Origin of the sequence: Micromonospora sp. NPDC048843 (assembly GCF_040649965.1) — a bacterium.
GTDB lineage: Bacteria > Actinomycetota > Actinomycetes > Mycobacteriales > Micromonosporaceae > Micromonospora > Micromonospora hortensis.
Genome location: NZ_JBEZGJ010000070.1, coordinates 24,117 through 34,801 on the forward strand (window position 1 = coordinate 24,117; position 10,685 = coordinate 34,801).

Here is a 10,685-nt window from a genome sequence, read left to right on the forward strand (position 1 = left end):
CGCCCCGGATGGAGGAACGCGATGGCCTCCGACCACGTCGACGTGCTGATCATCGGCGCCGGCCTGTCCGGCATCGGGGCCGCCTGCCACCTTCGCCGGAACTGCCCCGACAAGACGTACGCGGTGCTGGAGGCGCGCGACGCGATCGGCGGCACCTGGGACCTGTTCCGCTACCCGGGCATCCGCTCCGACTCGGACATGTTCACCCTCGGCTACTCGTTCAAGCCGTGGACCGCGCCGAAGGCCATCGCCGACGGCACGACCATCCGGGAGTACGTGCGCGAGACCGCCGGGGAGTACGACGTGCCGCGGCACGTCCGCTTCCGCCACCGGGTGCTGCGTGCCGAGTGGGACAGCGACACCGCCCGCTGGACGGTGCACGCCCAGCGCACCGACACCGCCGAGATCGTGGTGCTGACCTGCTCGTTCCTCTTCGCCTGCGCCGGCTACTACCGCTACGACGAGGGTTACACCCCGCCCCTGCCCGGTGTCGACGCGTACGCCGGGAGGCTGGTGCACCCGCAGCACTGGCCCGACGACCTCGACCACACCGGCAAGCGGGTGGTCGTGATCGGCAGCGGCGCCACGGCGGTCACACTGGTGCCGGCGATGGCGCAGCGGGCCGCGCACGTGACCATGATCCAGCGCTCACCGACGTACGTTCTGGCGCTGCCCGCCCGCGACCGGCTGGCCGACGCGTTGCGGCGTTGGCTGCCGGCGAAGGCCGCGTATCCGGTGGTGCGCTGGAAGAACGTGCTGCTGTCCACAGTCAACTTCCAACTCAGCCGGCGTGCGCCCGGCCTGGTGAAGCGGGTGCTGCGCCGGGCCGCGCGGAGTCGGCTGCCGGTGGGGTACGACGTCGACAGGCACTTCTCGCCCCGCTACGACCCCTGGGACCAGCGGCTCTGCGTGGCACCCGACGGCGACCTGTTCACGGCCGTGCGTGAGGGCACCGCGTCGGTGGTCACCGACTCCATCGACACCTTCACCGCGAACGGTGTCCGACTGGCCTCCGGCGCGGAGGTGCCCGCCGACGTCGTGGTCACCGCGACCGGGCTCAACCTGCTCGCCCTCGGTGGCCTGACGCTGCGGGTGGACGGTGTCGGCGTAGACCTGCCGAACACGGTGGCCTACAAGGGCATGATGCTCTCCGGTGTGCCGAACTTCGCGCTGACCCTCGGCTACACCAATGCGTCGTGGACGCTCAAGGCCGACCTGGTCGCCGGTTACGTCTGCCGACTGCTGCGGCACCTCGACCGCACCGGCCAGCAGGTCGTCACCCCGCTCCCGCCGCCCGACGACGAGCGGGTGCCGTTGATCGACCTGCGCTCCGGCTACGTGCTGCGCGCTGTCGACACGCTGCCCAAACAGGGTGCGACAGCGCCGTGGCGGCTGCACCAGAACTACGCCCGCGACGTGTTGCTGATGCGGCACGGCCGGCTCACCGACGAGGGTGTGCGGTTCTCCCGCGTCGGCGGGGTGACAGAACCTGACCGCATCGGACGTCCCGTCGCGTCCGAGCGTCGGTAACCGCCAGCAGAGGAGCACGATCGTGCAGAGGTTCGACTTCACCGGCGCGACCGCAGTGGTCACCGGGGCGGCCAGCGGCATCGGCGCCGCGCTCGCCCACGCGCTGGCCCGCCGAGGCAGCGATCTGGTCCTGCTGGACCGCGACGCCGAGCGACTGGACGCGGTCACGACAGCGATCCGCGCCGACCACCCGGATCGTCAGCTCGCCACGTACCTGGTGGATCTCGCCGACCAGACCGCCACCGCCCAGGTGGCCGCGGAGATCGGCCAGCGGCACCCGCGGATACGCCTGCTGATAAACAACGCCGGCGTGGGCCTCGGCGGCCGGTTCGACCAGGTGACGTTCGACGAGTTCAGCTGGGTGATCGACGTCAACTTCCGGGCCGTGGCGCAGCTGACCCACGCCCTGCTGCCCACCCTCCGGGCCGAGCCGGGCGCGCACCTGGTCAACATCTCCAGCCTGTTCGGGCTGATCGTGCCGGCCGGGCAGACCGCGTACGCGGCGAGCAAGTTCGCCGTACGCGGCTTCACCGAGGCGTTGCGCCACGAGCTTGTCGACGACGGGATCGGAGTGACCTCGGTGCACCCCGGCGGCATCCGCACCCGGATCACCGAGAACGCCCGGATCGGCAGTGGCGTCTCCCACGACGAGTACGCGGCCGGCCGGGCGCAGTTCGAGAAGCTGCTGACCATCGCGCCGGAACGGGCCGCCGAGGTGATCCTGCGCGGCGTCGAGCGACGTCGGGGCCGGGTGTTGATCGGCTGGTCGGCGAAGCTGCCCGACCTGCTGGCCCGGGTCCTGCCGGCCTCGTACAACAGGCTTCTGGTCACCGGCCTGAACCGGGGCGTGGTCCGCCCGGCGCCGCCCGCTTCCGACATTCCCACGCAACGCCCCGCCGAGACCCTCGCCGACCCGGCCCGTGAGGTGGCGTGACAGCGGTTCAGGCCGGGTCGGCCACCGTCGCGCTCGGGGCCACCTCGCGGGTGCGCATGACCACTGTCAGTGCCACGAGAGCGACAAGCAGCGCCGCCACCGCGTACACCGGCGCCGGACCGAGCGGCGCGAGCAGTGCCAGCAGCGCGACGGCCGGGAAGGCGACGACCACAGCGCCGTGCTGCTGCCGGCGTACGTGCAGCACCCAGACAGTGAGCAGGAAGACGGCGACCGGGACGGCCACCGCGTACCCGGCGGTCCTCTCCGAGACGTGCGCGAGGTGCCGCTCGTAGTCCACCGACACGCTCAGGCCCGCGCCGGCTGCGGCGATCGCCGCGAAGATCAGGTAGTGGCCATAACCCCAGATCAGGGAGTACGGCTGCCGGTCGGGAGCCTTGTTCGGCCGATCGAAGTAGAGCCACCAGAGCGCGAACACGATGACAGCGCCGGCCGCCGCGAGCGACCAGAGGTCGTGTTCCCCGGCGTCGAGCCCGTCCTGGATCGCCAACGACACGGCCGTCACCGCCTCACCGAGCACGATCAGGGTGAACAGCCCGTACCGCTCGGTGATGTGCGCGGGGTGCCACGGGGTCATCCCGGGGCGTTCGGCCACCGCCGGCACCAGCAGGTCGGCCAGCGCCAGCAGCACGAACGCCGCGATGCCCCACTCGCCGGGCAGCACCAACCGCAGCAGCCACCCGAGCTGCACCACCGTCACGCCGATCGCGTAGCGGCGCGCCGCCGCCCGGTGCGCGGGGTCGCCGATCGCCGCTCGACTCCAGTGCACGACGGCGGCCAGCCGCATCACCACGTACCCGTAGGTGATCACAGCGAAATCGCCGTCGGTGAATGCCGGGGTCACCCCGGCGGCGATGATCAACGCTCCGGCGATCTGTACCAGCGTGGTGATCCGGTAGAGATCGTCGTCGGTGTCGTAGGCCGAGGCGAACCAGGTGAAGTTCATCCACGACCACCAGATCGCGAAGAAGACCATCAGGTACCTGGCCAGCGCGTGTCCGATCTGGTCCTCGGAGACGGCGTGGTGCAGGTTGCCGGCGGCCTGCGCCACGGCCACCACGAAGCACAGGTCGAAGAAGAGCTCCAGCGGCGTGGCCGTGCGGTGCGGCTCGTCGCGACGATGTGGCCGCATCGGCCGGTAGAACGGCCGCACCGGCCGAGGTTGGGTCACCGCAGTTCCTCAGACCACCCGCCGGGTCAGCCGCGCCGACGGCCGTGGGTCAGCCCCTCCAGCACCAGGGTCAGCCCCGCGCCGACCAGCCAGACGTCCTTGGCAAGCCCCGCACCCTGCTGGGTCGGGCGGATGCTGCCGGGTTCGCGCATCCCGGGCGTCTTCAGGTAAAGCTGCACCAGGCCCGCGCCGAACGCGGTCAGGCCGAGCCCGGCCAGGGGCGCCGGGACGAACGGCGCGATCAGCGCGGCCCCCAGGGCTATCTCCGAGTACGACAGGAGCTTGGCGAAACGCGCCGGCTCCAGTTGACCGAGCTGGGGCATGGCGGCGACCGCCATCCCGTGCAGGCCCTCCGCGGCGGTGCCCTCCAGGGTGCGCTTGCCCAGACCCGAGTTGAGGAAGTACGCGCCGATGCTGACCCGCAGCGGCAGGTGCGCGAATTTCATTGTCACTCCCGTTGGCCGTGGTCGAATGCGGCCCGCGTACCCCGCACCGCCCGCGATAACCCGCCGGGCCGGCTGGGCTGGCCGTGGTGGTCGCGGTAGGTTCGCCGGGGGCCCACCGCCGAGCCCGTGGCACACCCGCCCACCCCGGCACCCGGCCCCGCCGCAGACCACCAGCAGGAGGCGAAGTGAGCCAGGAAGTCCGGGGAGTCATCTCCCGCAGCAAGGGCGCGCCGGTCGAGGTCACCACCATCGTGGTGCCCGATCCCGGGCCCGGTGAGGCGATCGTCCGGATTCAGTCGTGCGGGGTCTGCCACACCGACCTGCACTACCGCGAGGGTGGCATCAACGACGACTACCCGTTCCTGCTCGGCCACGAGGCGGCGGGCATCGTGGAGCAGGTCGGCGAGGGCGTCACCGACGTCGCCCCGGGTGATTTCGTGGTGCTGAACTGGCGGGCGGTCTGCGGGGTGTGCCGCGCCTGCCGCCGGGGGCGGCCCTGGTACTGCTTCAACACCCACAACGCCACCCAGCGGATGACCCTCACCGACGGCACCGAACTGGCCCCGGCGCTGGGCATCGGGGCGTTCGCCGAGAAGACCCTGGTGCACGCCGGGCAGTGCACGAAGGTCGACCCGGCGGCCCGACCCGCAGCAGTGGGTCTGCTCGGCTGCGGGGTGATGGCCGGGCTGGGCGCGGCGATGAACACCGGAAACGTCACCCGGGGCGACTCGGTCGCGGTGATCGGCTGCGGCGGCGTCGGGGACGCGGCGGTCGCCGGTGCTGTTCTCGCCGGCGCCACCACGATCGTCGCGGTGGACACCGACAGCCGCAAGCTCGACTGGGCCCGCAAGTTCGGCGCCACGCACACAGTTAACGCCTCCGAGACCGACCCGGTCGAGGCGATCCGTGCCGCCACCGGTGGCTTCGGCGCCGACGTGGTGATCGACGCGGTGGGCCGACCGGAGACGTGGAAGCAGGCGTTCTACGCCCGTGACCTGGCCGGCACCGTGGTGCTGGTCGGCGTACCGACCCCGCAGATGCAGATCGAGCTGCCGCTGCTGGACGTCTTCGGACGTGGTGGCGCCCTCAAGTCCAGTTGGTACGGCGACTGCCTGCCCAGCCGGGACTTCCCGATGCTCACCGAGCTGTACCTGCAGGGCCGGCTCGACCTCGACGCGTTCGTCACCGAGGAGATCGCGCTCGACCAGGTCGAGAACGCTTTCGACCGGATGCACCACGGCGACGTGCTCCGCTCGGTGGTGGTGTTCCCGTGACCGCCCGCGTCGACCACGCGGTCACCTCGGGCACGTTCTCCCTGGACGGGCAGACCTTCGACGTGGACAACAACGTCTGGGTGATCGGTGACGACCGCGAGTGCGTCGTCCTGGACGCACCGCACGACGTGGCGGCGATCCTCGCCCTGGTGGGCGACCGGCAGGTCCGGGCGATCCTGGCCACCCACGCCCACGACGATCACGTCCGGGTGGTGCCCGAACTGGCCGAGGCAACCGGCGCGCCGGTGCTCCTGCACGCCGCCGACCGGGTCCTCTGGGACATGGTCCACCCGCACCTGCCGCCCAACGGCGAGCTGCACGACGGGCAGAGCATCGAGGTGGGAGGCACCACGCTGCGGGTGCTGCACACCCCCGGACACAGCCCCGGGGCGTGCAGCTTCCACGCGCCGGAGCTGGGCGCCGTGTTCACCGGCGACACGCTCTTCGCCGGCGGCCCGGGCGCGACGGGCCGCTCGTACAGCGACTTCGACACCATCGTCCGGTCGATCCGCACCCGCCTCCTGACCCTTCCCGCGGAGACTGTCGTGCACACCGGTCACGGCGACGACACGACGATCGGCGCGGAGTCGCCGCACCTGCAGGAGTGGCTGGACCGCGGTCACTGACGCCGGCGGGCGTCTCAGGTCGGAGCTGACGTGTTGGCGCGCGGTCGACGGGCTCAGCGTTCGTCGGCCGCGCCCAGCAGCGGTTTGACGTCGAGGATCGGGGTGCCGTCGAGGGCCTCCAGGTCGGCCACCTCGACGCGCAGCCCGTCCACCGCCAGGACCCGCACCCGGTGCAGCCCGATCGGGTTGGGCCGGTGCGGTGAGCGGGTGCTGAACACCCCGGTCTCCGGACGGTTCGCGTCGCCGCGTGGGTGCACAGCGAGCACGTCGCGTCGGGCACGGTCCAACCAGGTCAGCACCAGCATTTCCGTGCCGACCCGCAGGTCACGCACGGCTCGCTCGACCTGTCTGTCGAAGACCAGCCACGCCGGCGGCGCACCCTCGTCGCCCTGCCGTGGTGCGCTCGCCGCCTCGGTCAGCGACGAGGCGACCCGACCAACCGGGCGCAGGAGGTACGCGTCGTCACTCACTGCCTCGACCATCGTCGCTCCCTCCTGGACGGTCCCAACCTAGCCCCGCCGCGACGCTAGGATCCCGGTCATGGCCGCCGACTCGCCCGCCCCCGTCGTCCGTCAGCTGCGACTCGTGGTGGAGGCCGCCGACCACGACGCTGCTGTCGCGTTCTTCCGCGACGCACTCGGCCTGCCCGAGGAGGCGGCGTTCAGCGGCGACGGCGACGCCCGGGTGGTGATCCTGGACGCCGGCCGCGCCACCCTGGAGATCGCCAACCCGGCGCAGAAGCGCATGATCGACGAGGTCGAGGTGGGTCGGCAGGTCGCTCCCCGCATCCGGGTGGCCTTCGAGGTGGACGACGCGGCGGCGACCACCACCCGGTTGGTCGCCGCCGGGGCCAGCGAGGTCGCCCCGCCCACCCGCACACCGTGGCAGTCGCTCAACTCCCGCCTCGACGCTCCGGCCGACCTGCACATCACCATCTTCCAAGAGCTGGGCACCGGGATGGACGACGATGACCCCGGACATGACGGCGACATCTGAACGGGACGACCTGCGCGCCGTTGCTCTCACCCCGGCGCGGACGGCTGCCGTCGTGTGCGCGCGGTCGATGGCCGTGGTCGAGCGCCCGATCGCGGACACCCTTCAACACCTCAAGCAGCTCTGGCACGTGCTGGTCCGCCTCGGCACGCCGTACGGCACCTGATCTGCCGGCTCGTCACGGCTTGCGCCGACCGTCCGTTTCCCGCCGTGACCGTCCGGCGGTGGCGTCGACCGTCCCATTTCCTCGGGTGAACGGGACCGCACCCCACCCGAACCCCGGCATTTCCGGAATGACCGACACGTGAACCTGGTTGTGTCCCCCGTACCGCCGGAGCCCAAACCCTTTTCCGCGGTCATCTCCCGAGGAGTGTTCACCCCGGAGCGCTCCGCACGATCGAAAGGGCAACCATCGTGAAGGTCGACTTCACTCGATGGCTCCCCGCCATCGCTAAGGACTCGTACCGCAAGACCGCGCTGAGCGTGGCGGGTGTGGCTGCTCTCGGTGGTCTGGCCCTCGCGCCGACCGCGGTCGCCGCACCGGTCACCTCCGGACCGCACCAGGGCGCCGTCGCCGCCATCGACCGCGCCACCGGAAAGGCCCCCACCACGGCCCGTCAGGACGAGCAGCCCGTCGAGTCGGGCCTGACCACCGGCTCCGCCACCGGCAAGCCGCCGGCCGGCAAGCCGAGCCGAGCCCAGCTGATCCCGCACGGCATCGAGGGCGCGCAGTCACGCGTACCGCTCGACGACGCGCAACTGGCCAACGCCCGGGCCATCGTCGACGCCGCCAAGAAGACCGGCGTCGGTGACCGGGGCGCGGTGATCGGCATCGCCACCTCGCTGCAGGAGTCGAAGCTGTACAACCTCGGCCACCTCGGCGCGTACAACGACCACGACTCGCAGGGCCTGTTCCAGCAGCGTCCGTCGTCCGGTTGGGGCACGCCCGACCAGATCACCGACCCGGAGTATGCCGCCACGGCGTTCTTCAGCGCACTCAAGAACGTCGGCGGCTGGCAGGACCTGCCGCTGACCACCGCCGCGCAGACCGTCCAGGTCTCCGCCTTCCCCTACGCGTACGCGCAGTGGGAGGAGCAGGCGGCGGACATCGTCCAGCAGATGTGGTGACACCCGCACACGAGACCGGCCGGCTCCCTTCGACGGGAGCCGGCCGGTTCTTCGTGTCCGCGTACCTCAGCAGGCCGGGTAGAGGCGGCGGGTGCCGACACCGGCCGCGTACGCGTCCCGGTCGCTGAACCGGCAGCCGTAGTCGGGTCGGGCCACCACCGCCGGGTCGGTCACTGTGTCGCCGGCCGGGCGCTTGCCGGTGCGTACCCAGGACACCAGGTCGTCCCAGGCGGCGCCGGCCTCCGCCGGGGTGAACTCGCAGTGCTGCGTGGCCCGGATCGCCCGCTGAACCACCAGCTTGCTGCGACCGTTGCGCGCCACGTCGGCGGCGTACGACTGCTCCATGCTGAACGGGACGAACAGGTCACCGAGGCCGTGCAGGCTGAGCACCGGCGCGGTGGGCCGACCGGCGATTCGCGGCACTTCGGTCAGCGTCGGCAGGAGGCGCTGCACGACGTTCTCCGGGGCGACCCGCTGCACTGTCGCGTTGACGTTCACCGGGCTGTTCGGGGTGTAGCGGGTGAGCAGGTTGGTGGACAGCTGACCGGGCCGCTGGGCGGGGGAGTTGCCGCTCCCGGTGGGCACGCTGATCGAGAAGAGGAAGTCCTTCCAGACCGCGAACGCGGCGTCGGCGCCCGGACGCGGCCCACCGGAACGGTTCACAGTGATCGCCCGCAGCTGCTTGCCCCGGTCCGTCGTGGTGTCCGGCCCGGTGGGGGTCAGTCCGGCCAGGCCGAGCGCCACCTGGATGCGGGGCACCGCGTTGGTCAGATAGTCAGCCGGCGTGGGATAGGCCGGCACCCCGGCGAGTGTCTGCGCGACCAGGTTGTAGTCCAGGTAGAAGTCGAGCAACGTCTGATCACCGAGGACACCGCACATCGGCATCGCGCCGTCGTAGAAGCCGGGGTACTGCTCCAGCGAACGACCGATGACGTACCCACCCATCGACACCCCGGCGACGTAGGTGTGCTGCGGCCGGCGGACCGTCCGCCCGAAGTGGTCGGCGAGATCCTTCGTCCCCAGCACCCCGGAGCGGATGTCGAAGCCGTTCCGGTCGTACGAGGACGACGCCCAGGCGTACCCCTGCTCCAGCAGGCGCTGGCGCAGCCCGAAGGTCGGCGTTTCCGGCGAGAGCACTGTGCCCTGGCCGCGGTAGCCGTGCGCCCACAACACCAGGTCGCCGTTCCACCGGGCGGGGACCTCGATGATGTACCCGGCGTGGCGGTGCACACCCTGGCGTACGGTCGTCGGCTTGCCGCCCACGACCAGCGGCGCCAACGGCGGATTCTCGATGGTGTAGCCGGGCAGCGGCTCGCCGCCCCTCGCGCCGCGACCTGTGGCGCTCGCCGGCGCGGCACCGGCCAGCCCGACCGCGAGGGTCAGCGTGGCGGCGGCGGCGAGCAGGCGGCGGAGGGTACGAACGGGTGTGGACAGCATCGATGCTCCCCATCGGACGGTTGTCGCCCGGGGGCGACCAGCGGGACGGTTGCCTACCGGCCGGTAGCGTCCTGAACCTAGAACCGCCGTCGACCAGTGTCAATGGGTTCGCTGATCCGCAGGTCAACAGGATGGTCCAGCCGTACCCGGTCGTTCGGGCCGGTGGGCCGATCGGGTTGACTGGTCGTCGTGAACGAGTCGATCTGGGAGGCGGCCCGAGCGTCACGCGGCTGGCTGGACAAGGCGAACGGCACCGGGCAGACCGAGCTGACCTGCCGCATCCTGAAGCTCACCGAGGAAGCGGGGGAGGCTTCGGCTGCCTGGATCGGTCTGCTCGGGCAGAATCCGCGCAAGGGTGTCACCCACACCCGCGAGGACGTCGCTGCGGAGTTGGCCGACGTCGCCTTCACCGCGTTGGTGGCCATCGAGAGCCTCGGGCTGGACGCGCAGACAGCTCTGGACGCCTGCGCCGCAAAGGTGCGCTCCCGCCTGACGGGCCAATGACCGCCCCTGGCGTCCGGCTGTTGCCGTCCCCTTACCGGCGGTCGCCTGCCGGGCCTCTCTGAGAAATTTGCCCGACATTGGGTGGTACGTGCCGGTCGCTTTCATTGGTGATCGACTCGGGTTCAGGAAGTCGCGGTGTCCGGGAGTCCGGGATGCCCCGACTTCCGTGAACCCGAGTGGATCACCCGGTGCGGGCCGGTTGGGCGCCATGGGCCGGCTGCCGTGTGGGTCGTTTGGCCGCCGGTGGGTGTTTGTGGCGTGTGGCCGGGCGCACTCGTGGGCCGGAATCATGGCCGGGCCGGGGTCGTTACATACCCTGACGATCGCAGCACCACCGACCGCCCGCCCGATCCCTGAGGGCTGGTCGCGCAGGTTGGAATGCCGACCCGCGCTCGGTCGTTGCGACCCCCACGAACGACCGCAGGCACCGCCACGACGGGGTGCCCACGGGCGGGCCGACCCCGGAATGACCTAGGCCCGCCGGTCGTTACGGTCACCACGAACGACCGACGGGCATCGCCACGATGAGGGTGCCGATGAACGGGCCGACCCCGGAATGACCCTGGCCCCCCGGTCGTTACACAGGGTCCCGGCGCCACGAGCCCCGCACGCACGTCAGAAACG

Annotated in this window: 12 protein-coding genes; 8 read left to right on the forward strand and 4 right to left on the reverse strand. The window is 71.4% G+C overall.

Going from position 1 to position 10,685, the window contains the following annotated elements:
- The first annotated feature begins 21 nt into the window (after nt 1-21).
- Together AB0C20_RS17880 and AB0C20_RS17885 are read left to right on the forward strand one after the other, a co-directional pair.
- Nucleotides 22-1,530, forward strand: a complete 1,509-nt coding sequence (locus tag AB0C20_RS17880; RefSeq protein WP_357190596.1) for an NAD(P)/FAD-dependent oxidoreductase — start codon at nt 22-24, stop codon at nt 1,528-1,530.
- A gap of 22 nt (nt 1,531-1,552) precedes the next feature.
- Nucleotides 1,553-2,464, forward strand: a complete 912-nt coding sequence (locus tag AB0C20_RS17885) for an SDR family NAD(P)-dependent oxidoreductase (RefSeq protein WP_357568368.1) — start codon at nt 1,553-1,555, stop codon at nt 2,462-2,464.
- Between the two features lie 7 nt (nt 2,465-2,471).
- Here the strand turns inward: AB0C20_RS17885 and AB0C20_RS17890 are convergent, their stop codons facing one another.
- Nucleotides 2,472-3,653, reverse strand: coding sequence for a low temperature requirement protein A (locus tag AB0C20_RS17890; RefSeq protein ID WP_357190600.1), 1,182 nt, complete (start codon nt 3,651-3,653; stop codon nt 2,472-2,474).
- Between the two features lie 26 nt (nt 3,654-3,679).
- Nucleotides 3,680-4,099 carry a hypothetical protein gene (locus AB0C20_RS17895; protein ID WP_355009055.1) on the reverse strand — a complete coding sequence of 140 codons (420 nt, stop codon included), beginning with the start codon at nt 4,097-4,099 and terminating at the stop codon, nt 3,680-3,682.
- Between the two features lie 185 nt (nt 4,100-4,284).
- Between AB0C20_RS17895 and AB0C20_RS17900 the strand changes: the two genes are divergently transcribed.
- The gene (locus tag AB0C20_RS17900; RefSeq protein WP_203117359.1) at nt 4,285-5,373 is read left to right on the forward strand and encodes an S-(hydroxymethyl)mycothiol dehydrogenase; all 1,089 of its coding nucleotides are present in this window, start codon (nt 4,285-4,287) and stop codon (nt 5,371-5,373) included.
- Nucleotides 5,370-5,999 carry an MBL fold metallo-hydrolase gene (locus AB0C20_RS17905; RefSeq protein ID WP_357190603.1) on the forward strand — a complete coding sequence of 210 codons (630 nt, stop codon included), beginning with the start codon at nt 5,370-5,372 and terminating at the stop codon, nt 5,997-5,999. Before AB0C20_RS17900 ends, AB0C20_RS17905 begins: the two co-directional genes overlap by 4 nt.
- A gap of 53 nt (nt 6,000-6,052) precedes the next feature.
- Here the strand turns inward: AB0C20_RS17905 and tsaA are convergent, their stop codons facing one another.
- Nucleotides 6,053-6,481, reverse strand: coding sequence for a tRNA (N6-threonylcarbamoyladenosine(37)-N6)-methyltransferase TrmO (gene tsaA, locus AB0C20_RS17910; RefSeq protein WP_357190605.1), 429 nt, complete (start codon nt 6,479-6,481; stop codon nt 6,053-6,055).
- A gap of 58 nt (nt 6,482-6,539) precedes the next feature.
- On the opposite strand from tsaA, the gene AB0C20_RS17915 reads away from it, so the two are divergent.
- From AB0C20_RS17915 to AB0C20_RS17925, 3 genes are all read left to right on the forward strand, one after another.
- Nucleotides 6,540-6,995 (forward strand): VOC family protein, encoded by a 456-nt coding sequence (locus AB0C20_RS17915; protein ID WP_357190607.1) that lies wholly within the window; start codon nt 6,540-6,542, stop codon nt 6,993-6,995.
- Nucleotides 6,979-7,158: a hypothetical protein gene (locus tag AB0C20_RS17920; RefSeq protein ID WP_357568369.1), complete on the forward strand. Its 180-nt coding sequence runs from the start codon at nt 6,979-6,981 to the stop codon at nt 7,156-7,158. The genes AB0C20_RS17915 and AB0C20_RS17920 overlap by 17 nt, the downstream gene beginning before the upstream one ends.
- A 248-nt stretch (nt 7,159-7,406) precedes the next feature.
- Complete coding sequence (locus tag AB0C20_RS17925) at nt 7,407-8,120, forward strand: hypothetical protein (RefSeq protein WP_357190611.1); 714 nt, start codon at nt 7,407-7,409, stop codon at nt 8,118-8,120.
- 66 nt (nt 8,121-8,186) lie between these two features.
- On the opposite strand, the gene AB0C20_RS17930 is transcribed toward AB0C20_RS17925, so the two are convergent.
- Nucleotides 8,187-9,557, reverse strand: coding sequence for a DUF6351 family protein (locus AB0C20_RS17930; protein ID WP_357568370.1), 1,371 nt, complete (start codon nt 9,555-9,557; stop codon nt 8,187-8,189).
- A gap of 189 nt (nt 9,558-9,746) precedes the next feature.
- Here AB0C20_RS17930 and AB0C20_RS17935 point away from each other — a divergent pair, with 189 nt between their 5' ends.
- On the forward strand, nt 9,747-10,061 hold the full coding sequence (locus AB0C20_RS17935; protein ID WP_357190615.1) for a MazG-like family protein: 315 nt from the start codon (nt 9,747-9,749) through the stop codon (nt 10,059-10,061).
- Nucleotides 10,062-10,685 lie beyond the last annotated feature (624 nt).